Source organism: Uliginosibacterium sp. H1 (assembly GCF_036017065.1).
In the GTDB taxonomy this organism is placed as follows: domain Bacteria; phylum Pseudomonadota; class Gammaproteobacteria; order Burkholderiales; family Rhodocyclaceae; genus Uliginosibacterium.
Genome location: NZ_JAYXHR010000002.1, coordinates 1,478,286 through 1,498,882 on the forward strand (window position 1 = coordinate 1,478,286; position 20,597 = coordinate 1,498,882).

32 protein-coding genes are annotated in these 20,597 nt (G+C 61.5%); 31 read left to right on the plus strand and 1 reads right to left on the minus strand.

From position 1 onward, the window contains the following. Positions 1 to 38: 38 nt before the first annotated feature. From rpsG to rplQ, 31 genes are all read left to right on the plus strand, one after another. Complete coding sequence (rpsG, locus tag VVD47_RS16385) at positions 39 to 509, plus strand: 30S ribosomal protein S7 (RefSeq protein ID WP_327604558.1); 471 nt, start codon at positions 39 to 41, stop codon at positions 507 to 509. 131 nt (positions 510 to 640) lie between these two features. Then, the gene (fusA, locus tag VVD47_RS16390) at positions 641 to 2,737 is read left to right on the plus strand and encodes an elongation factor G (RefSeq protein ID WP_327604559.1); all 2,097 of its coding nucleotides are present in this window, start codon (positions 641 to 643) and stop codon (positions 2,735 to 2,737) included. A 26-nt stretch (positions 2,738 to 2,763) separates the two neighbouring features. Then, on the plus strand, positions 2,764 to 3,954 hold the full coding sequence (tuf, locus tag VVD47_RS16395) for an elongation factor Tu (protein WP_327604549.1): 1,191 nt from the start codon (positions 2,764 to 2,766) through the stop codon (positions 3,952 to 3,954). A 77-nt stretch (positions 3,955 to 4,031) separates the two neighbouring features. Further along, on the plus strand, positions 4,032 to 4,343 hold the full coding sequence (gene rpsJ / locus VVD47_RS16400) for a 30S ribosomal protein S10 (RefSeq protein ID WP_327604560.1): 312 nt from the start codon (positions 4,032 to 4,034) through the stop codon (positions 4,341 to 4,343). A 145-nt stretch (positions 4,344 to 4,488) separates the two neighbouring features. Then, positions 4,489 to 5,127, plus strand: coding sequence for a 50S ribosomal protein L3 (gene rplC / locus VVD47_RS16405; RefSeq protein WP_327604561.1), 639 nt, complete (start codon positions 4,489 to 4,491; stop codon positions 5,125 to 5,127). Between the two features lie 10 nt (positions 5,128 to 5,137). After that, a complete protein-coding gene (gene rplD / locus VVD47_RS16410; protein ID WP_327604562.1) occupies positions 5,138 to 5,758 on the plus strand; it encodes a 50S ribosomal protein L4 in 621 nt (206 codons plus the stop codon). After that, positions 5,755 to 6,063 (plus strand): 50S ribosomal protein L23, encoded by a 309-nt coding sequence (gene rplW / locus VVD47_RS16415; protein ID WP_443080994.1) that lies wholly within the window; start codon positions 5,755 to 5,757, stop codon positions 6,061 to 6,063. The genes rplD and rplW overlap by 4 nt, the downstream gene beginning before the upstream one ends. Further along, entirely contained in the window at positions 6,064 to 6,888 is an 825-nt protein-coding gene (gene rplB / locus VVD47_RS16420) for a 50S ribosomal protein L2 (RefSeq protein ID WP_327604563.1), read from the plus strand. A gap of 10 nt (positions 6,889 to 6,898) precedes the next feature. Then, positions 6,899 to 7,174, plus strand: coding sequence for a 30S ribosomal protein S19 (rpsS, locus tag VVD47_RS16425; protein WP_327604564.1), 276 nt, complete (start codon positions 6,899 to 6,901; stop codon positions 7,172 to 7,174). Between the two features lie 9 nt (positions 7,175 to 7,183). Then, complete coding sequence (gene rplV, locus VVD47_RS16430; protein ID WP_327604565.1) at positions 7,184 to 7,513, plus strand: 50S ribosomal protein L22; 330 nt, start codon at positions 7,184 to 7,186, stop codon at positions 7,511 to 7,513. Between the two features lie 8 nt (positions 7,514 to 7,521). Then, positions 7,522 to 8,307, plus strand: a complete 786-nt coding sequence (rpsC, locus tag VVD47_RS16435; RefSeq protein ID WP_327604566.1) for a 30S ribosomal protein S3 — start codon at positions 7,522 to 7,524, stop codon at positions 8,305 to 8,307. Next, on the plus strand, positions 8,291 to 8,704 hold the full coding sequence (gene rplP / locus VVD47_RS16440; protein WP_327604567.1) for a 50S ribosomal protein L16: 414 nt from the start codon (positions 8,291 to 8,293) through the stop codon (positions 8,702 to 8,704). The genes rpsC and rplP overlap by 17 nt, the downstream gene beginning before the upstream one ends. Positions 8,705 to 8,709: 5 nt before the next feature. Beyond that, the gene (gene rpmC, locus VVD47_RS16445) at positions 8,710 to 8,901 is read left to right on the plus strand and encodes a 50S ribosomal protein L29 (RefSeq protein WP_327604568.1); all 192 of its coding nucleotides are present in this window, start codon (positions 8,710 to 8,712) and stop codon (positions 8,899 to 8,901) included. Next, positions 8,901 to 9,170, plus strand: coding sequence for a 30S ribosomal protein S17 (rpsQ, locus tag VVD47_RS16450; protein ID WP_327604569.1), 270 nt, complete (start codon positions 8,901 to 8,903; stop codon positions 9,168 to 9,170). Before rpmC ends, rpsQ begins: the two co-directional genes overlap by 1 nt. Before the next feature lie 156 nt (positions 9,171 to 9,326). Next, on the plus strand, positions 9,327 to 9,695 hold the full coding sequence (gene rplN, locus VVD47_RS16455; RefSeq protein ID WP_327604570.1) for a 50S ribosomal protein L14: 369 nt from the start codon (positions 9,327 to 9,329) through the stop codon (positions 9,693 to 9,695). A 9-nt stretch (positions 9,696 to 9,704) separates the two neighbouring features. Next, positions 9,705 to 10,022 carry a 50S ribosomal protein L24 gene (gene rplX / locus VVD47_RS16460; RefSeq protein WP_327604571.1) on the plus strand — a complete coding sequence of 106 codons (318 nt, stop codon included), beginning with the start codon at positions 9,705 to 9,707 and terminating at the stop codon, positions 10,020 to 10,022. Between the two features lie 9 nt (positions 10,023 to 10,031). Next, entirely contained in the window at positions 10,032 to 10,571 is a 540-nt protein-coding gene (gene rplE, locus VVD47_RS16465) for a 50S ribosomal protein L5 (protein ID WP_327604572.1), read from the plus strand. A 7-nt stretch (positions 10,572 to 10,578) separates the two neighbouring features. Continuing rightward, positions 10,579 to 10,884, plus strand: coding sequence for a 30S ribosomal protein S14 (rpsN, locus tag VVD47_RS16470; RefSeq protein ID WP_327604573.1), 306 nt, complete (start codon positions 10,579 to 10,581; stop codon positions 10,882 to 10,884). Between the two features lie 14 nt (positions 10,885 to 10,898). Further along, positions 10,899 to 11,294, plus strand: coding sequence for a 30S ribosomal protein S8 (gene rpsH, locus VVD47_RS16475; RefSeq protein WP_327604574.1), 396 nt, complete (start codon positions 10,899 to 10,901; stop codon positions 11,292 to 11,294). A 12-nt stretch (positions 11,295 to 11,306) separates the two neighbouring features. Continuing rightward, complete coding sequence (gene rplF, locus VVD47_RS16480) at positions 11,307 to 11,840, plus strand: 50S ribosomal protein L6 (protein WP_327604575.1); 534 nt, start codon at positions 11,307 to 11,309, stop codon at positions 11,838 to 11,840. Between the two features lie 11 nt (positions 11,841 to 11,851). Continuing rightward, complete coding sequence (rplR, locus tag VVD47_RS16485) at positions 11,852 to 12,205, plus strand: 50S ribosomal protein L18 (protein ID WP_327604576.1); 354 nt, start codon at positions 11,852 to 11,854, stop codon at positions 12,203 to 12,205. 11 nt (positions 12,206 to 12,216) lie between these two features. Continuing rightward, on the plus strand, positions 12,217 to 12,741 hold the full coding sequence (gene rpsE, locus VVD47_RS16490; RefSeq protein ID WP_327604577.1) for a 30S ribosomal protein S5: 525 nt from the start codon (positions 12,217 to 12,219) through the stop codon (positions 12,739 to 12,741). Positions 12,742 to 12,743: 2 nt separating this feature from the next. Further along, positions 12,744 to 12,926, plus strand: a complete 183-nt coding sequence (gene rpmD, locus VVD47_RS16495; protein ID WP_327604578.1) for a 50S ribosomal protein L30 — start codon at positions 12,744 to 12,746, stop codon at positions 12,924 to 12,926. A 2-nt stretch (positions 12,927 to 12,928) separates the two neighbouring features. Then, positions 12,929 to 13,363 (plus strand): 50S ribosomal protein L15, encoded by a 435-nt coding sequence (rplO, locus tag VVD47_RS16500; RefSeq protein ID WP_327604579.1) that lies wholly within the window; start codon positions 12,929 to 12,931, stop codon positions 13,361 to 13,363. Positions 13,364 to 13,389: 26 nt separating this feature from the next. Beyond that, positions 13,390 to 14,718 (plus strand): preprotein translocase subunit SecY, encoded by a 1,329-nt coding sequence (gene secY, locus VVD47_RS16505; RefSeq protein ID WP_327604580.1) that lies wholly within the window; start codon positions 13,390 to 13,392, stop codon positions 14,716 to 14,718. Between the two features lie 9 nt (positions 14,719 to 14,727). Then, positions 14,728 to 14,949, plus strand: a complete 222-nt coding sequence (gene infA / locus VVD47_RS16510; protein WP_327604581.1) for a translation initiation factor IF-1 — start codon at positions 14,728 to 14,730, stop codon at positions 14,947 to 14,949. A 29-nt stretch (positions 14,950 to 14,978) separates the two neighbouring features. Beyond that, a complete protein-coding gene (gene rpmJ / locus VVD47_RS16515) occupies positions 14,979 to 15,092 on the plus strand; it encodes a 50S ribosomal protein L36 (RefSeq protein WP_095524554.1) in 114 nt (37 codons plus the stop codon). Positions 15,093 to 15,164: 72 nt separating this feature from the next. Beyond that, positions 15,165 to 15,530 (plus strand): 30S ribosomal protein S13, encoded by a 366-nt coding sequence (gene rpsM / locus VVD47_RS16520; protein WP_327604582.1) that lies wholly within the window; start codon positions 15,165 to 15,167, stop codon positions 15,528 to 15,530. A gap of 8 nt (positions 15,531 to 15,538) precedes the next feature. Continuing rightward, entirely contained in the window at positions 15,539 to 15,928 is a 390-nt protein-coding gene (gene rpsK / locus VVD47_RS16525; RefSeq protein ID WP_327604583.1) for a 30S ribosomal protein S11, read from the plus strand. A gap of 200 nt (positions 15,929 to 16,128) precedes the next feature. Further along, positions 16,129 to 17,109, plus strand: coding sequence for a DNA-directed RNA polymerase subunit alpha (locus VVD47_RS16530; RefSeq protein ID WP_327604584.1), 981 nt, complete (start codon positions 16,129 to 16,131; stop codon positions 17,107 to 17,109). A 26-nt stretch (positions 17,110 to 17,135) separates the two neighbouring features. Beyond that, complete coding sequence (gene rplQ, locus VVD47_RS16535; RefSeq protein ID WP_327604585.1) at positions 17,136 to 17,519, plus strand: 50S ribosomal protein L17; 384 nt, start codon at positions 17,136 to 17,138, stop codon at positions 17,517 to 17,519. Positions 17,520 to 17,647: 128 nt separating this feature from the next. Here rplQ and uvrA read toward each other — a convergent pair whose 3' ends face one another. Next, positions 17,648 to 20,485 (minus strand): excinuclease ABC subunit UvrA, encoded by a 2,838-nt coding sequence (gene uvrA / locus VVD47_RS16540; protein WP_327604586.1) that lies wholly within the window; start codon positions 20,483 to 20,485, stop codon positions 17,648 to 17,650. Positions 20,486 to 20,597 lie beyond the last annotated feature (112 nt).

The window sequence follows — 20,597 nt, forward strand, 5'->3', positions numbered from 1 at the left end:
AAGTCCTGATCGTTGGCATTCACTGAGTAGAGGTCACCATGCCCCGTCGTCGCGAAGTACCCAAACGGGAAATCCTGCCCGATCCGAAGTTCGGTAGCCAGGATGTTTCCAAGTTCATCAATGTCCTCATGATCGGTGGCAAGAAGGCCGTCGCCGAGCGCATCATCTATGGCGCGCTGGAGGGTATCGCCACCAAGTCCGGCAAGGATCCGCTGGAAGTGTTCCAGCAAGCCATTGCCAACGTGAAGCCGGCGGTGGAAGTGAAGAGCCGCCGCGTCGGTGGTGCGAACTACCAGGTTCCGGTCGAGGTGCGCCCGTCCCGTCGTATGGCCCTGTCCATGCGCTGGATCCGCGAGGCTGCCCGCAAGCGTTCCGAGAAGTCGATGGCCCAGCGTCTGGCTGGTGAGCTGATCGAGGCTGCTGAAGGCCGCGGCTCTGCGATGAAGAAGCGCGAGGAAGTCCACCGTATGGCGGACGCCAACAAGGCGTTCTCGCACTTCAGGTTCTGATCGCGGTTGTGACAAGTCCACGTCGGGCCCTGCAAAGGGCTCGATTGCTTTTGACGAAGCCTTGTCTCACTGCCTGAGCGGTTTGCAGATTCTGTTCCGGCTGTATTCCATCCAGATAAAAGGCAATCCACGTGTCACGCAAGACCCCCATCGAGCGCTACCGTAATATTGGTATCTCGGCGCATATTGACGCCGGCAAGACCACTACGACCGAGCGCATCCTGTTCTACACCGGTGTGAACCACAAGATCGGTGAAGTGCACGATGGCGCGGCGACGATGGACTGGATGGAGCAGGAGCAGGAACGCGGCATCACGATTACCTCGGCGGCGACCACCTGCTTCTGGAAAGGCATGGCGGGCAATTTCGACGAGCATCGCATCAACATCATCGACACCCCGGGGCACGTCGACTTCACCATCGAGGTGGAGCGCTCCATGCGTGTGTTGGATGGCGCCTGCATGGTGTATTGCGCCGTGGGCGGCGTGCAGCCGCAGTCGGAAACGGTCTGGCGCCAGGCGAACAAGTATGGCGTGCCGCGCCTGGCCTTCGTGAACAAGATGGACCGCCAGGGTGCGGACTTCTTCAAGGTCTACAACCAGATGCGCACGCGTCTGAGTGCCAACCCGATCCCCATCCAGGTGCCGATCGGTGCTGAGGAAAACTTCGCCGGCGTCATCGATCTGGTGAAGATGAAGGCGGTGATCTGGGACGAGGCGTCCCAGGGCACCAAGTTCAACTACGAAGGCATTCCGGCCAACTTGGCGGCGACAGCCAAGGAATGGCGCGAGAAGATGGTCGAGGCGGCCGCCGAGGCGTCCGAAGACCTGATGAACAAGTATCTCGAAGAGGGTGACCTCTCCGAAGAAGACATCAAGAACGCCCTGCGTGATCGCACCATCAAGGGCGAAATCGTCCCCATGATGTGCGGCACTGCCTTCAAGAACAAAGGCGTGCAGGCCATGCTGGACGCCGTGGTCGAACTGCTGCCCTCGCCGGTGGACATCCCGCCGGTCAAGGGCGTCGATGAAGACGAGAAGGAAGTCGAGCGCGAGGCCGACGACAGCGCGCCGTTCTCGGCGCTGGCCTTCAAGCTGATGACCGACAAGTACGTCGGCCAGCTGACCTTCATCCGCGTGTATTCCGGCGTGCTGAAGTCGGGCGATAGCGTCTACAACCCGATCAAGGGCAAGAAGGAGCGCATCGGCCGTCTGGTGCAGATGCACGCCAACAACCGCGAAGAGATCGACGAAGTGCGCGCCGGCGACATCGCCGCGTGTATCGGTCTGTCGTCGGTGACGACCGGTGAAACCCTGTGTCCGCCCGACAATGTCGTGACGCTGGAGCGCATGGAGTTTCCCGAGCCGGTGATCCACGTGGCTGTCGAGCCGAAGACTAAGGGTGATCAGGAGAAGATGGGCATCGCGCTGGGGCGTCTGGCCCAGGAAGACCCGTCCTTCCGCGTGCGTACCGATGAGGAGTCTGGTCAGACCATCATCTCCGGCATGGGCGAGTTGCACCTCGAGATCATCGTCGATCGCATGAAGCGCGAGTTCGGCGTGGAGGCCAATGTCGGTGCGCCGCAAGTGGCTTACCGCGAAACCATCCGCAAGGCTGTCGAGGATGCCGAAGGCAAGTTCGTGAAGCAGTCCGGTGGTCGTGGCCAGTATGGTCACGTCGTCATCAAGGTCGAGCCGAACGAGCCGGGCAAGGGCTACGAATTCGTCGATGCCATCAAGGGCGGTGTGGTGCCGCGCGAGTACATTCCGGCGGTCGACAAGGGTCTTCAGGACTCGCTGAGCAACGGCGTGCTCGCTGGTTTCCCGGTGGTGGATATCAAGTGCACGCTGCACTTCGGCTCCTACCACGACGTGGATTCGAACGAAAACGCGTTCAAGATGGCCGCTTCGATGGCTTTCAAGGAAGGCTGCCGTCGCGCCAATCCGGTGATCCTCGAGCCGATGATGTCGGTCGAGGTCGAAACGCCGGAAGATTTCATGGGCAATATCATGGGTGACCTGTCTGGTCGTCGTGGTGTAGTGCTGGGCATGGAAGATCTGCCCGGCCAGATCAAGGCGATCAAGGCAGAGGTGCCGCTGGCCGAGATGTTCGGCTACTCGACGACGATGCGCTCGTTGTCTCAGGGCCGCGCCACCTATTCGATGGAGTTCAAGCATTACGCCGAGGCGCCGAAGAACGTCGCCGACGCCATCATCAACAAGAAGTAATCGACTTCAAAATCAGGAACTGAGAAATGGCCAAGGAAAAGTTTGAGCGGACGAAACCGCACGTGAATGTGGGCACGATTGGTCACGTTGACCACGGCAAGACGACGCTGACGGCTGCGATCACCACGGTGCTGGCCTCCAAGTTCGGTGGCTCGGCCAAGGCGTACGACCAGATCGACGCAGCGCCGGAAGAAAAGGCCCGCGGCATCACCATCAACACCGCGCACGTCGAATACGAGACGGCCAACCGCCACTACGCGCACGTTGACTGCCCGGGCCACGCCGACTACGTCAAGAACATGATCACCGGTGCCGCCCAGATGGACGGCGCCATTCTGGTGTGCTCGGCCGCCGACGGCCCCATGCCCCAGACCCGCGAGCACATCCTGCTCGCCCGCCAGGTCGGCGTGCCCTACATCATCGTCTTCCTGAACAAGTGCGACATGGTCGACGACGCCGAACTGCTCGAGCTCGTCGAAATGGAAGTGCGCGAACTGCTCAGCAAGTACGACTTCCCGGGTGACGACGTCCCCATCGTCAAGGGCTCCGCCCTCAAGGCGCTGGAAGGCGACAAGGGTGAGCTTGGCGAAGGCGCCATCATGGCCCTGGCCGACGCCCTGGACAGCTACATCCCCACCCCGGAGCGCGCCATCGACCAGCCGTTCCTGATGCCCATCGAAGACGTCTTCTCCATCTCCGGTCGCGGCACCGTCGTGACCGGTCGCGTCGAGCGCGGCATCGTCAAGGTTGGCGAAGAAATCGAAATCGTCGGCATCAAGCCCACCGTCAAGACCATCTGCACCGGCGTCGAAATGTTCCGCAAGCTGCTCGACCAAGGTCAGGCAGGCGACAACGTCGGCGTGCTGCTGCGCGGCACCAAGCGTGAAGAAGTTGAGCGTGGTCAAGTGCTGGCCAAGCCCGGCTCCATCACCCCGCACACCCACTTCTCCGGTGAAGTGTACGTACTGAGCAAGGACGAAGGTGGTCGTCACACCCCGTTCTTCAACAACTACCGTCCGCAGTTCTACTTCCGCACCACCGACGTCACCGGCTCGATCACGCTGCCGGAAGGCACCGAGATGGTGATGCCGGGCGACAACGTGTCGATCGTCGTCAAGCTGATCGCCCCGATCGCCATGGAAGAAGGTCTGCGTTTCGCCATCCGTGAAGGCGGTCGTACCGTCGGCGCCGGCGTCGTCGCAAAGATCATCGAGTAATTGATGTGCCCGGGAACGCAGCGTATGCTGCGCTCCCTTTGTTCTTTCCGCTCTTTGTCGCTCTTTAAGGAACTGACATGCAGAACCAGAAGATCCGTATCCGCCTGAAGGCTTTCGACTATCGCCTGATCGACCAGTCCGCCCTGGAAATCGTCGATACGGCCAAGCGCACCGGCGCCGTTGTCCGTGGCCCCGTGCCGCTGCCCACCAAGATCGAGCGTTTCAACGTGCTGCGTTCGCCGCACGTGAACAAGACCTCGCGCGACCAGTTCGAGATCCGCACCCATCAACGCCTGATGGACATCATCGACCCGACCGACAAGACGGTCGATGCGCTGATGAAGCTGGATCTGCCTGCCGGCGTGGATGTCGAGATCAAGCTGCAGTAAGACTGAAGAAGAGGGGTTGTTGTCAGCCTCTTGCAATCAGTGAAAATTCCGGTATAGAATGCCGGGCTTCGCGCACCGGGTGTCCGGTGCGTAGGTTTTTTTTGGCTGACCCGGTCAATCGTAACCAGGTCGTTGGAGAACAAACATGAGTCTAGGCCTTGTCGGTCGCAAGGTCGGCATGACTCGCGTCTTCGCTGAGGATGGTGCATCCATCCCGGTGACGGTGCTTGACGTGTCGAACAATCGCGTGACCCAGATCAAGACGCCTGAGGTGGATGGTTATTCCGCCGTTCAGGTGACCTATGGCGTTCGTCGCGCCTCTCGCGTTAACAAGCCGTTGGCCGGTCATCTGGCCAAGGCGGGTGTGGAAGCGGGCAGCGTGCTGCGCGAATTCCGCGTCGAGGGCGAGAAGCTCGGCGGCTACAAGCCGGGCGACGTCATCAGCGTCGAAATCTTTGCTGTCGGCCAGAAGGTCGATGTGACTGGTACCTCGATCGGTAAGGGTTTCGAGGGCACCATCAAGCGTCACAACTTCGGTTCGCAGCGTGCCTCCCACGGTAACTCCCGCAGTCACAACGTGCCGGGTTCGATCGGTATGGCGCAGGATCCGGGTCGCGTTTTCCCGGGCAAGCGCATGTCGGGTCACCTGGGTGACGTGAAGTCCACCGTGCAGAATCTGGAAGTGGTGCGCGTTGATTCCGCCCGCGGCCTGCTGCTGGTGAAGGGTGCTGTTCCGGGCTATGACGGCGGTGACGTCGTTGTGCGTCCGGCAGTGAAGGCTTGAGGGGAGCGCCATGGAACTGAAGCTGATTAACGATCAGGGTCAGGCGTCTGCCAGTCTGCAGGCCTCGGACACCGTTTTTGGTCGCGAGTACAACGAAGCGCTGGTGCACCAGCTGGTGGTGGCCTATCAGGCCAATGCCCGCTCGGCAAACAGCGCCCAGAAGGATCGCGGCGAAGTCAAGCACACCACGAAGAAGCCTTTCCGCCAGAAGGGCACGGGTAATGCGCGTGCTGGTATGAGCTCCTCGCCGCTGTGGCGTGGGGGTGGTCGCATCTTCCCGAACCGTCCCGATCAGAACTACACCCAGAAGCTGAACCGCAAGATGTATCGCGCCGGCATGGCGTCGATCCTGTCGCAGCTGGTGCGTGAAGATCGCCTGTCGGTCGTCGAGAGCCTCAGCCTGGAGGCGCCGAAGACCAAGCTGCTGGCGCAGAAGCTGAAGGGTTTCGGTGTGGAGTCCGTGCTGGTCATCACCGACGAGCTGGATGAAAACCTGTTCCTGTCGTCGCGCAACCTGCCGAACGTGCTGGTGCTCGAAGCCCACGAAGCCGATCCGGTTTCGCTGGTCCGCTTCCAGCGCGTGCTCGTGACGCGTGCCGCGATCGCCAAGATCGAGGAGATGTGGCAATGAGCGTGAGCCAAGAACGTCTGCTGCAGGTGCTGCTCGCACCGCAGATCTCGGAAAAGGCAACCGCGGTTGCCGAGAAGAACGAGCAAGTGATCTTCCGCGTGGCGTCTGACGCTACCAAGCCGGAGATCAAGGCGGCCGTCGAACTGCTGTTCAAGGTGCAGGTCGAGTCCGTGCAAGTGCTGAACGTGAAGGGCAAGACCAAGCGTTTCGGTCGCACCACCGGTCAGCGCAAGGGTTGGAAGAAGGCTTTCGTGTGCCTGAAGCCCGGCCAGGAAATCAACTTCGTCGAAGGGGGGGCTGCCTAAATGCTGGTCAAGGTCAAACCGACTTCCCCTGGTCGTCGCGGGGTTGTAAAGGTCGTCAATCCGAACCTGTACAAGGGTCGTCCGGAAGCGTCGCTGGTTGAAAAGCAGTCGAGCACTGCTGGCCGTAACAACAACGGCCGCATCACCACCCGTCACAAGGGTGGTGGCCACAAGCAGCACTACCGCGTGGTCGACTTCAAGCGCAACAAGGACGGCATTCCGGCCAAGGTCGAGCGTATCGAGTACGACCCGAACCGTACCGCCAACATTGCACTGCTGTGCTACGCCGATGGCGAGCGTCGCTACATCATCGCCCCCAAGGGCGTGACCCCGGGCCAGGAGCTGATCTCCGGTTCCGAGGCGCCGATCAAGCCGGGTAACGCACTGCCGATCCGCAACATCCCGGTCGGTAGCGTGATCCACTGCATCGAGATGCTGCCGGGCAAGGGCGCGCAACTGGCGCGTTCGGCCGGCGCCTCCGTGCAACTGCTGGCTCGTGACGGTGCATATGCCCAGCTGCGTCTGCGCTCCGGCGAAATCCGCCGTGTGCATATCGAGTGCCGCGCCACCATCGGTGAAGTCAGTAACGAAGAGCACAACCTGCGCAAAATCGGCAAGGCCGGTGCCCAGCGCTGGCGCGGCATCCGTCCGACGGTTCGTGGTACGGCCATGAACCCGGTGGATCACCCGCACGGTGGTGGTGAAGGTCGTACGGGCGAAGGCCGCGTGCCGGTCAGCCCGTGGGGCCAGCCGACCAAGGGTTACCGTACCCGCAACAACAAGCGCACGGACGTGATGATCGTCCAGCGCCGTCACAAGCGTTAAGGGGTAGTCAATGGCTCGTTCTGTCAAAAAGGGTCCGTTTGTCGACGCCCACTTGATCAAGAAGGTCGACGCTGCGGTGGGCGGTTCGGACAAGCGCCCGATCAAGACCTGGTCGCGTCGCTCCACGATCCTGCCGGAGTTCGTCGGTCTGACGATCGCCGTGCATAACGGTCGCCAGCACATCCCGGTGTATGTCACCGAGAACATGGTTGGCCACAAGCTCGGCGAATTCGCGCTGACGCGTACCTTCAAGGGTCACGCTGCCAGCAAGAAGGCGAAGAAGTAAGGAATGAACATGGAAACCAATGCCATTCTGCGCGGTGTTCGCCTGTCGGCCCAGAAGGGTCGCCTGGTGGCCGATCTGGTTCGCGGCAAGTCCGTCGAGCAGGCACTCAACATCCTGACGTTCAGCCCCAAGAAGGGGGCTGGCATCGTCAAGAAGGTGATCGAGTCCGCCATCGCCAACGCCGAGCATAACGACGGTGCCGATATCGACAGCCTGAAGGTGAAGACCATCTACGTCGAAAAGGGTGTCGTGCTGAAGCGTTTCACGGCACGTGCGAAGGGTCGCGGCAATCGCATCACCAAGCCGACCTGCCACATTTTTGTGACTGTTGGGGAGTAAGGGAGCGTATGGGACAGAAAATCCATCCGACCGGTTTCCGCCTCGCGGTAACCCGGAACTGGGGCTCTCGCTGGTTCGCCAACAGCCAGGGCTTTTCGAAGATGCTGCTCGAGGACATCAAGGTCCGTGAGCACCTGAAGAAGAAGCTGGCGCACGCCTCCGTGGGCCGTGTGCTGATCGAGCGTCCTGCCAAGAACGCCCGTATCACCGTCTACTCGGCTCGTCCGGGCGTGGTGATCGGCAAAAAGGGTGAGGACATCGAACTGCTCAAGGCCGATCTGCAGAAGATCATGGGCGTGCCGGTGCATGTGAACATCGAAGAAATCCGCAAGCCGGAAGTCGATGCGCAACTGATTGCCGACTCCATCGCCCAGCAGCTCGAAAAGCGCATCATGTTCCGCCGCGCGATGAAGCGCGCGATGCAGAACGCGATGCGTCTGGGCGCCCAGGGCATCAAGATCATGAGTTCGGGTCGTCTGAACGGTGCCGAAATCGCGCGTACCGAGTGGTACCGCGAAGGCCGTGTGCCGCTGCACACGCTGCGCGCCGACATCGACTACGGCTTCTCCGAGGCGAGCACTACCTACGGTCAGATCGGCATCAAGGTCTGGGTGTACAAGGGCGAGATGCTCGGCAAGGGTGAACAGCCCGCCGTCGTCGAAACCCCCGAAGACAACAAGCGTCCCCGTCGTGCCCCCCGTGGTCCCGAAGGTGACAAGCCGGCCGGTCGTCGTACCGTGCGTCGTGGTGCCGGCGTGAAGACAGCAGGAGCGAGCGATGCTGCAGCCGAATAGAAGGAAGTATCGCAAGGAGCAGAAGGGCCGCAACAAGGGTCTCGCGACCCGCGGCGCCAAGGTCAGCTTCGGCGAGTACGGCCTGAAGGCCGTTGCACGTGGCCGTCTGACGGCCCGCCAGATCGAATCGGCACGTCGTGCCATGACCCGCCACATTAAGCGGGGCGGTCGTATCTGGATCCGTATCTTCCCGGACAAGCCGATCTCCAAGAAGCCTGCCGAAGTCCGTATGGGTAACGGTAAGGGCAATCCGGAGTACTGGGTCGCCGAGATCCAGCCGGGCAAGGTGCTGTATGAAATGGACGGTGTGGACGAAGCCCTGGCGCGTGAAGCATTCCGCCTGGCTGCGGCCAAGCTGCCCTTGGAAACCGTGTTCGTGACACGGCAAGTGGGGTAATAGACATGAAGGCTACTGAACTCCGGTCCAAGAGCAACGAGGACCTGCAGAAGGAGCTGATCGAACTGCTCAAAGAGCAGTTCTCTCTGCGCATGCAGCACGCGACCCAGCAGCTGAGCAGCAATGCCCAGCTCGGTCGTGTGCGCCGCGACATCGCGCGCGTGCGCACCATCCTGCGTGAGAAGGCGGTTGCATAATGAGTGAACAGGTCCAACAAAGCGTCAAGCGCACCGTGGTCGGTCGTGTCGTCAGCGACAAGATGGACAAGACGGTGACCGTGCTGGTCGAGCGTCGCGTGAAGCACCCGCTGTATGGCAAGGTGATCGTGCGTTCGAACAAGTACCACGCTCACGTCGACAACGGCGTGGCCGGTGCTGGTGATCTGGTGGAAATCGAAGAGTGCCGCCCGATCTCTAAGACCAAGACCTGGCGCGTGACGCGCGTGGTCGAAAAGGCTCAGGCTTAATTTCTTAAGCCAGGGCTTGCCAAGATTGGAAAGTTCGCGCATAATGCGCGGCTTTCCGTTCTGCCGGATTCTTCTCTGGCAGATCACTTTTCCCGGACGGGATCCAAGACTGGGCGTTGCTACGGTAGCGACCAAGTTGGATGGAGTTGAAAAAACATGATCCAAATGCAGACGATCCTCGACGTCGCCGACAACACTGGCGCGCGCTCGGTCATGTGCATCAAGGTGCTGGGTGGTTCCAAGCGTCGCTATGCCGGCGTGGGTGACATCATCAAGGTCAGCATCAAGGATGCCGCGCCGCGTGGCCGCGTTAAGAAGGGTGACGTTTACAGCGCCGTGGTGGTGCGTACCGCCAAAGGCGTGCGCCGCCCCGACGGTTCCCTGGTCAAGTTCGACAGCAATGCCGCTGTGTTGCTGAACAACAAGCTCGAGCCCATTGGCACTCGTATCTTCGGACCGGTCACGCGCGAGTTGCGTACCGAGCGCTTCATGAAGATCGTGTCGCTGGCCCCGGAAGTGCTGTAAGGAGCCGTCATGGATAAGATCAAAAAAGGGGACGAAGTCATCGTCCTGACCGGCAAGGACAAGGGCAAGCGCGGTACCGTCGCGCGCCGTGTCGATGCCGAGCGTGTGGTCGTGGAAGGTGTCAATCGCGTCAAGAAGCACGTCAAGCCGAACCCCATGAAGGGTGAGGTTGGCGGCATCGTCGAGCGTGAAGCGTCCATCCACATTTCCAACGTCGCGCTGTTCAATCCGGCGACGCAAAAAGCTGACCGCGTCGGTGTCAAGACGCTTGAAGACGGCAAGAAGGTCCGTTTCTTCAAGTCGAACGGCGAACTGGTGAAAGCGTAAGGAATCGCGATGGCTCGTCTTCAAGAAATCTACAAGTCGACCGTGGTGCCGGGTCTGCGCGAGCAGTTCGGTTACAAGTCGGTCATGGAAGTGCCGCGCATCACCAAGATCACCCTGAACATGGGTGTGGGTGAGGCCGTGGGTGACAAGAAAGTGCTGGAACATGCGCTGGGCGACCTGGTGAAGATTGCTGGCCAGAAGCCGGTTACCACCAAGGCCAAGAAGTCCATCGCCGGTTTCAAGATCCGCGAGGGTTACCCGATCGGTTGCATGGTTACCCTGCGTGGTCCGCGCATGTTCGAGTTCCTGGATCGCCTGGTGACCATCGCCATGCCGCGTATCCGCGACTTCCGCGGTATCGCTGCCAAGGGCTTTGACGGTCGCGGCAACTACAACCTCGGTGTGAAAGAGCAGATCATTTTCCCCGAGATCGAGTACGACAAGATCGATGCGCTGCGTGGGCTGAACATCAGCATCACCACCACCGCCAAGACGGACGAAGAGTGCCGCGCGCTGTTGGCCGCATTCAAGTTCCCGTTCAAGAACTGAGGCTGACATGGCAAAACTGGCTTTGATCAATCGCGAAGATAAGCGTGCCAAGACGGTGGCGAAGTTCGCCGCCAAGCGTGCTCAGCTGAGGGCGATCTTTGAAGACGTGAACAAGTCCGACGAAGAGCGTGCGGAAGCGCGTCAGAAGTTCAATGCGCTGCCGCGCAACTCCAGCCCGTCGCGCCAGCGTAACCGCTGCGAGCTGACCGGTCGGCCGCGTGGCGTGTTCCGCAAGTTCGGTCTGTGCCGCAACAAGCTGCGTGAAGTTGCTTTCCGCGGCGAAGTGCCTGGCATGACCAAGGCGAGCTGGTAAGGGGGTATAGAAATATGAGTATGTCCGATCCGATCGCCGACATGCTGACGCGCATCCGCAATGCGCAAGCATCGCAGAAGAGCTCGGTAGTGATGCCGGCGTCCAAGCTGAAGGCTGCCATTGCAGCCGTGCTGAAGGACGAAGGTTATGTGGAAGATTTCGTGGTGCGTGGTGATGGTGCCGAGCGCGTGCTCGACATCGCACTGAAGTACTACGCCGGCCGCCCGGTCATTGACCGCATCGAGCGTGTGAGCACGCCTGGTCTGCGTGTGTACAAGGGCAGCAACGACCTGCCGCGCGTCATGAACGGCCTGGGTGTGGCCATCGTGTCGACGCCGCGTGGCGTGATGACCGATCGTCGTGCGCGTTCGCAGAACGTGGGCGGCGAAGTGCTGTGCATCGTGGCGTAAGGAGAAATCGATATGTCACGCGTAGCTAAAAACCCCGTAGTGCTGCCGGCTGGCGTGGATGCGAACATCGCGTCCGGCGAGCTGACCGTGAAGGGGCCGCTCGGTTCGCTGAAGCAGCGTCTGCACCCGTCCGTGAGCGTCGAGAAGGAAGGCACGAGCCTGGTCTTCAAGGCAGTCGCAGGCGGCGTCAACGGTAACGCGCTGTCGGGCACGACCCGCGCGCTGGTGAACAACATGGTCATCGGCGTCAGCAAGGGTTTCGAGCGCAAATTGAACCTGGTGGGTGTGGGCTATCGTGCCCAGGCCCAAGGCGACAAACTGAATCTCACGCTGGGCTTCTCGCACCCTGTGGTGCACCAGATGCCTGCTGGCGTGAAGGTCGAGACGCCTAGCCAGACCGAGATCATCATCAAGGGCGTGGACAAGCAGCAGGTTGGCCAGGTGGCCGCCGAAGTGCGTGCCTACCGCGCTCCCGAACCCTACAAGGGCAAGGGCGTCCGCTACGCGGATGAGGTGGTGGTCATCAAGGAAACCAAGAAGAAGTAAGGCGGACGGCTATGAACAAGAAGGAATCTCGTCTGCGCCGTGCGCGCAAAACCCGCGCCCGTATCGCGGAGATGAAGACGGTTCGTCTAACCGTGTTCCGTTCGAACCTGCACATCTACGCCCAGGTCATCTCGGCCGACGGTGGCAAGGTGCTGGCGACGGCCTCGACGGTCGAAGCGGATGTCAAGTCGCAAGTCAGCAACGGCGGCAACGTCGGTGCGGCCCAGGTCGTCGGCAAGCTGATTGCCGAACGCGCCAAGGCGGCAGGTGTCGAGACGGTCGCATTCGATCGTGCCGGCTTCCAGTACCACGGTCGCGTGAAGGCGCTGGCGGAAGCCGCGCGTGAAGGCGGGCTCAAGTTCTAAGCGAGTGAGTGATGGCTAAACAGCAAACCAAGAAGGTGCAGGCGTCGGAAGAACGTGACGACGGCTTGCGCGAAAAGATGGTGTCGGTCAACCGCGTCACCAAGGTGGTGAAGGGCGGCCGGATCCTGGGTTTTGCCGCGCTCACCGTGGTCGGTGATGGCGATGGCGCCGTCGGCATGGGCAAGGGCAAGTCCCGTGAAGTGCCGGTGGCGGTGCAGAAGGCGATGGACGAAGCCCGTCGCAAGATGACGAAGGTCGCTCTGCGCAATGGCACCCTGCAGCACACCGTGATCGGCAAGCACGGCGCCGCCGTGGTGCTGATGCAGCCGGCCCCGACTGGTACCGGCATCATCGCCGGTGGTGCGATGCGTGCCGTGTTCGAAGTGATGGGCGTGACCGACGTGATCGCCAAGTGCATCGGATCGACCAACCCGTACAACGTGGTGCGCGCCACGCTGAATGGCCTGTATGCCACCAGCACGCCTGCGCAGATCGCGGCCAAGCGCGGCAAGTCCGTCGAAGAAATCCGGGGTTAATCATGGCTGACAAGAAGATTCGCGTCACGCTCGTCAAGGGCCTGATCGGCACCAAGCAGGACCACCGTGCCACCGTGCGCGGCCTGGGTCTGCGTCGTGTTAACCACACCGTTGAACTGGAAGACACCCCGGCCGTGCGTGGCATGGTCAACAAGGTGGCCTACCTGGTGAAGTGGGAGTCCTGAGCATGGAACTGAACACCATCAAGCCCGGTGAGGGCTCCAAGAAGTCTCGTCGTCGCGTTGGCCGTGGTATCGGCAGCGGCCTGGGGAAGACCTGCGGCCGCGGCCACAAGGGTCAGAAGTCCCGCGCCGGTGGCTTCCACAAGGTTGGTTTCGAAGGCGGTCAGATGCCGCTGCAGCGTCGCCTGCCGAAGCGTGGTTTCGTGTCGCTGACGGCTGCCCGCAACGTGGAAGTTCGCCTGTCGGAAATCCAGCAACTGCCGATCGAGGACATCGATCTGCTGGCGCTGAAGCAGGCCGGTGTCGTTGCCATCGATGCGCTGTCCGCCAAGGTGATCCTGTCGGGTGAGATTTCCCGCAAGGTCGTGCTGCGCGGCATCGGCGCAACCAAGGGCGCTCGCGCTGCCATCGAGGCAGCCGGCGGCTCCGTGGCTGAATAAGCAGTACTGACTGGGGCTGACGCTAAGTGGCGACGCAACCTGGAGTCCTCGGCAAGACCGGGCGATACGATGATCTGAAGCGCCGGCTGTGGTTCCTGCTGGGGGCCTTGATCGTCTATCGCATCGGCGCGCACATTCCTGTGCCGGGTATCGATCCGAACGAGCTGGCCCGTCTCTTCGATTCACAGAAGGGCGGCATCCTCGGCGTGTTCAACCTGTTCTCGGGCGGTGCGCTGTCGCGATTCACGATCTTCGCGCTGGGGATCATGCCGTACATCTCGGCATCGATCATCATGCAGCTGCTGGCGATTGCTTCGCCGCAACTCGAAGCGCTGAAGAAGGAAGGTGAAGCCGGGCGTCGCAAGATCACGCAGTACACGCGTTACGGTACGGTCGTACTGGCCTTGTTCCAGGCGGTGGGTATTTCGATTGCCCTCGAGCAGCAGCCTGGTCTGGTGCTTGATCCGGGCATCATGTTCCGCGCAACGGCTGTCACGACGCTGGTTACCGGGACGATGTTCCTGATGTGGCTGGGTGAACAGATCACCGAGCGCGGTCTGGGCAACGGAATCTCGATCATCATCTTCGCGGGTATTGCTGCTGGTTTGCCGAGTGCGATCGGTGGTCTGCTGGAGCTGGTGCGTACGGGGGCCATCCACCCGCTGTGGGCACTGTTCATCGTGGCGCTGGTATCGCTCGTGACTGCCTTCGTGGTGTTCGTGGAACGTGGCCAGCGCAAGATCCTGGTGAACTATGCGAAGCGTCAGGTCGGCAACAAGGTATATGGTGGGCAGAGCTCGCACCTGCCGCTGAAGCTGAACATGGCAGGCGTGATTCCGCCGATCTTCGCGTCGTCGATCATCCTGTTCCCGGCTACGGCTGCCCAGTGGTTCGGTTCGTCGGAAAGCATGCGTTGGCTGCGGGATATCTCCGCCACGCTGTCGCCGGGGCAACCGATCTACATCCTGCTGTATTCGGCCGCGATCGTGTTCTTCTGCTTCTTCTACACCGCGCTGGTCTTCAACTCGAAGGAAACCGCGGACAACCTGAAGAAGAGCGGGGCGTTCGTGCCGGGTATCCGTCCTGGTGACCAGACGGCGAAGTACATCGACAAGATTTTGATGCGTCTCACCCTGATCGGTGCGGCTTACATCACGGCGGTGTGTCTGATCCCCGAGTTCCTGATCCTGAAGTGGCAGGTGCCCTTCTACTTCGGCGGAACTTCGCTGTTGATCATCGTGGTTGTAACCATGGATTTCATGACGCAGGTGCAGGCCTACATCATGTCCCACCAGTACGAAAGTTTGCTTAAGAAAGCCAACTTCAAAGGCGGCTTCGGGTTACCTGCGAAATAAAGTAAGTCGATGAGCAAGGAAGATGTCATCGAAATGCAGGGCGAAGTGACCGAAAACCTGCCGAACGCGACCTTCAAGGTCAAGCTTGAAAACGGTCACATAGTGTTGGGCCATATTTCCGGGAAGATGCGTATGCACTACATCCGCATCCTTCCGGGCGACAAGGTGACCGTTCAGCTGACACCTTACGATCTCACCAAGGGTCGTATCGTGTTCCGTTCGAAGAACTGAGGTCAGCCAGGTTTTTGAGGAGTGATGAAATGAGAGTGCAAGCTTCCGTGAAGCGGATCTGCCGCAAGTGCAAGGTGATCCGTCGTAAGGGTGTGGTGCGTGTGATCTGTGAAGATCCGCGCCACAAGCAGCGCCAGGGTTGAGGCGCAGTTGCTGTTGTCGTATAATCTAACGTTTCGCTTTTTGCGGCGTTCGTGTAATTAAAGGTTGAGCTCATGGCCCGGATTGCTGGTGTCAACATCCCGAATCACAAGCACGCGGAAGTCGCGCTGACTTCCATCTACGGCATTGGCCGTACCCGTGCCCAGAAGATCTGCGACGCAGCCTCCGTGCCGCGCAGCGCAAAGGTGAAAGACCTGACCGAAGACCAGATGGAACGTCTGCGTGATGAGGTGGGCAAGTTCACGGTCGAGGGTGATCTGCGTCGTGAGATCACCATGAACATCAAGCGTCTGATGGACCTCGGTTGCTACCGCGGTGTCCGTCACCGCCGTGGCCTGCCGGTGCGCGGTCAGCGTACCCGCACCAATGCCCGTACTCGCAAGGGTCCGCGCAAGACTATGGCTGGCAAGAAGGGTTAATTTAGAACATGGCTAAGACTGCTGCGAAGGTCCGCAAAAAGGTCAAGAAGAACGTTGCCGAGGGCATCGCCCACGTGCACGCTTCCTTCAACAACACGATCATCACGATCACCGATCGTCAGGGCAACGCCCTGTCGTGGGCAACCTCGGGTGGCGCAGGCTTCAAGGGCTCGCGCAAGAGCACTCCGTTTGCCGCGCAGGTCGCTGCTGAAGCTGCCGGCAAGGTGGCTCAGGAGTGTGGCGTGAAGAACCTGGAAGTGCGCATCAAGGGCCCGGGCCCGGGTCGTGAGTCGGCTGTGCGCGCGCTGAACGCGCTGGGTCTGAAGATCACTTCGATCACGGACATCACGCCGGTTCCGCACAACGGTTGCCGCCCGCCGAAGCGTCGTCGTATCTGACGCCAGGCAAGAGTCAGGCTCGCGACCTGCATTGCTGGATCGCGAGCCGTGCTTGTTTCCGGAGTCCGGAAACGATGCCTTGGATGGCAAAAGCACACATAGGATTTAACGCATCTAGTTGTCGGCGGCTGCCAAGAAGTTCAAGGTCGAACGACACTGGCGCTAACCTGCGAATCTCGTGCTGAAGAGAGGGATCGTCAATGGCGAGTAGTAATTTGCTGAAACCCCGCATCATCGATGTCCAGAGCATTTCCCCGGTTCACGCCGTGGTGGTGATGGAGCCGTTCGAACGCGGTTTTGGCCATACCCTGGGCAATGCCCTCCGTCGCATCCTGCTGTCGTCGCTGCCCGGCTACGCGCCGACGGAAGTGACGATTGACGGCGTGCTGCACGAGTACTCCACGCTGGATGGCGTGCGGGAAGACGTGGTCGACATCCTGTTGAACCTGAAGGGTGTCGTGCTGAAGCTGCATAACCGCGGCGAGACAGTGCTGCGTCTGTCTAAGAGTGGTGAAGGTGTCGTCCGTGCGGGTGACATCGAAGGCACTCACGATGTCGAGATCATCAACCCGGAACATGTGATCGCTCACCTGGCACCGGGCGGCAAGATCGACATGCAGATCAAGGTCGAGCAAGGCCGTGGCTACGTGCCGGGAAATGTCCGTCCGTTGAACGGTGACAACAAGGTCATCGGCCGCATCGTGCTGGACGCATCGTTCAGCCCGGTTCGCCGTGTGAGCTACCAGGTTGAAAGCGCTCGCGTCGAGCAGCGTACCGACCTGGATCGTCTGGTCATCGATCTGGAAACCAACGGTGCTGTCGATCCGGAAGAAGCGATCCGCTATGCGGCACGCGTGCTGATGGATCAGCTGTCGGTGTTTGCCGACCTGGAAGGCACGCCGGTGGCTCAGGAAGTGCAACGTGCGCCCAGCATCGATCCGATCCTGCTGCGCCCGGTGGACGACCTGGAACTGACGGTGCGCTCGGCCAACTGCCTCAAGGCCGAGAACATCTATTACATCGGTGACCTGATCCAGCGCACCGAGACCGAGCTGCTGAAGACGCCGAACCTCGGCCGCAAGTCGCTCAATGAAATCAAGGACGTTCTCGCTTCGCGTGGCCTGACGCTGGGCATGAAGCTCGAGAACTGGCCGCCGGCTGGCCTGGAAAAAGTCAGCTAAAGCTTGCAAAGAGATAGGAAAGAAAAATGCGTCACGGTAACGGTCTGCGGAAACTGAACCGCACTAGCGCACATCGCTCGGCGATGCTGCGCAACATGGCGAACTCCCTGCTGAAGCACGAGGTCATCAAGACCACGCTGCCGAAGGCCAAGGAGCTGCGTCGTGTCGTCGAACCCCTGATCACGCTGGGCAAGAAGCCCAGCCTGGCGAACCGCCGTCTGGCTTTCGACCGCACCCGCGATCGTGAGATCGTCGGCAAGGTGTTCGAAGTGCTGGGTCCGCGTTACGCCGGTCGTAACGGTGGCTATCTGCGCATCCTGAAGTGCGGCTTCCGCGTCGGTGACAATGCACCGATGGCGTATGTCGAACTGCTGGATCGTCCGGATGCGGACGTTGCCGACGCAGCGTAAGCACGGTCGGGTTGCTGCCGCCAGGCGGTAACCCTGAGAAGTGCGAGTGCCAACAAAAAGCCCGCGGATCGCGGGCTTTTTGTGTTTGTAGTCGGCGCTCGAGCGGCGCAACCTCTTGCGGTGGGAGGTCAGCCGGAAACGGCGGCTCTGGCCGCCAGCATTCGCGCGAGGTAGTGACCGGTGTGGCTGGCCGGGTTCGCCGCCACGGTCTCGGGCGTGCCGGACACGAGGATCTGGCCTCCGCCGGCTCCACCCTGAGGGCCGAGATCGACGATCCAGTCGGCGGTCTTGATGACATCGAGGTTGTGCTCGATGACCACGATGGTGTTGCCGTGATCGCGCAGGCGATGGAGCACGGTCAGCAGCAGTTCGATGTCGTGGAAATGGAGGCCGGTGGTGGGTTCGTCGAGGATGAACAGCGTGCGGCCGGTGTCGCGCTTGGACAGTTCCAGTGCAAGCTTCACCCGCTGGGCTTCGCCGCCTGACAAGGTGGTGGCGCTCTGACCCAGGCGGATGTAGCCGAGGCCGACTTCCATCAGTGTGTCGAGCTTGCGTGCGACTGTCGGCACCGCGTCGAAGAAGCGCTGGGCCTCTTCCACCGTCATGTCCAGCACATCGGCAATCGTCTTGCCCTTGTAGCGGATCTCCAGCGTTTCGCGGTTGTAGCGACGGCCATGGCAGACGTCGCAGGGAACGAACACGTCCGGCAGGAAGTGCATTTCCACCTTGATCATGCCATCGCCCTGGCAGGCCTCGCAGCGGCCACCCTTGACGTTGAAGGAGAAGCGACCGGGGCCGTAACCGCGGCCGCGTGCCTCGGGCACGCCGGCGAACAGTTCACGGATCGGCGTCAGCAGGCCGGTGTAGGTGGCGGGATTCGAGCGCGGCGTGCGGCCGATCGGCGACTGGTCGACGTTGATGACCTTGTCGAAGAACTCCAGGCCGGCGATCTCGTCGTGCGGCGCGGGATCGGTGGCGGAGCCGTACAGATTTCGCGCCGCCATCGCGTACAGCGTGTCATTGACCAGGGTCGACTTGCCGGAGCCCGAAACACCGGTCACGCAGGTGAAAAGCCCCACCGGGATTTCCAGTGTGACGTTCTTGAGGTTGTTGCCGCGCGCACCGGTGATGCGTAGCAGGCGCTCCGGATCCGGCTTGCCGCGCTTGTCCGGGGCCTTGATGGCCTTCCGTCCGGACAGGTAGGCGCCGGTCACGGAGTCGGGGTGATCGATGACCTCCTGCGGTTTCCCGCTGGCGACGACCTGACCGCCATGCTCGCCCGCTGCAGGGCCCATGTCGATGACGTGGTCGGCCATGCGGATGGCATCCTCGTCGTGCTCGACGACGATCACGGTGTTGCCGAGGTCACGCAGGCGCCGGAGCGTGTCGAGGAGGCGGTCGTTGTCGCGCTGGTGCAGGCCGATGGAGGGCTCGTCCAGCACGTACATCACGCCGGTGAGGCCGGAGCCGATCTGCGAGGCCAGGCGGATGCGCTGCGCTTCGCCACCGGACAGTGTGTCAGCGGAACGGTGCAGGCTGAGGTAATCGAGCCCGACGTCGACGAGGAACTGCAGGCGCACCGCGATCTCGCGCACGATCTTGTCGGCGATCTGCGCACGATGGCCGCTCAATTGCAGGCCGCTGAAGAATTGCTGGCAGTCTGCAATGGACAGCGTGCTGATCTCGGGCAGCGAGCGCTCGCCGATGAGCACGAAGCGCGCCTCGCGGCGCAGCCGGCTGCCGACGCAGATCGGGCACGGGCGGGTCGAACGATACTTGGCCAGCTCTTCCCTCACGACGACGGAGTCCGTCTCGCGGTAGCGGCGTTCGAGGTTGGGAATGATGCCCTCGAAGCTGTGTTCCTTCGTGACGGTGCGTCCGGATTCCGACAGGTACTTGAACGCGAGCTTGCGGGCACCGGAACCATGCAGGATGACTTCGCGCGCGTTCTCGTCGAGCGCCTCGAAGGACTGGTCGATGTCGAAGCCGTAGCCGCTCGCCAGGCTCTGCAACATCTGGAAATAGAACTGGTTGCGACGGTCCCAGCCGCGGATGGCGCCGGCGGACAGCGACAGTTCGGGGTGGGCGACGACGCGGGTGGGGTCGAAGAATTCCTGGGTGCCCAGGCCGTCACAGCTCGGACAGGCGCCGACGGGGTTGTTGAACGAGAACAGGCGGGGTTCCAGTTCCTGCACGGCGAAGCCGCAGATCGGGCAGGCATAGCGGGCGGAGAAGACGTGCTCTTTGCCGCCGTCCATCTCCATCGCGATGGCCCGGCCTTCCGCGTGTGCCAGCGCCGTCTCGAAACTCTCCGCCAGACGCTGGCGAGAATCCGGCCGCAGCTTGATGCGGTCCACCACCACGTCGATGCTGTGCTTGCTGTTCTTGGCGAGCGCGGGCAGCGAATCGATCTCGGCGATCTCGCCATTCACGCGCAGACGCACGAAACCCTGTGCGCGCAGTTCGGCAATCAGTTCCTCGTGCGTTCCCTTTCGGTCCGCCACTACCGGCGCGAGGATCATCAGCGCCGTGCCCTCCGGCAAGGCCAGCACATGGTCGACCATCTGCGAAACGGTCTGGGCTTCCAGCGGCAGGCGGTGATCGGGGCAGTGCGGGGTGCCGGCGCGGGCATACAGCAGGCGCAGGTAGTCGTGGATCTCGGTCACCGTGCCCACCGTGGAGCGCGGATTGTGGCTGGTGGCCTTCTGCTCGATGGAGATCGCCGGTGACAGGCCCTCGATCAGGTCGACGTCCGGCTTTTCCATCAGCTGCAGGAACTGGCGGGCGTAGGCCGACAGGCTTTCCACGTAGCGGCGCTGCCCTTCCGCGTACAGCGTGTCGAAGGCCAGCGAACTCTTGCCGGAACCGGACAGGCCGGTGATGACCGTCAGCTGGTTGCGCGGCAGATCGACGCTGATGTTCTTGAGGTTGTGGGTACGAGCCCCGCGAATCCTGATCCAGTCCATGCTAGCGCGCGAGTGTGAGCAACCCGGTACTGTAGCAAGCGCCTGCAACGCGACCAAGCCTGATGTTGCACCGCGTCCGCGGGATTGGCGGATGGTCGGTGGGTGGCTCTGC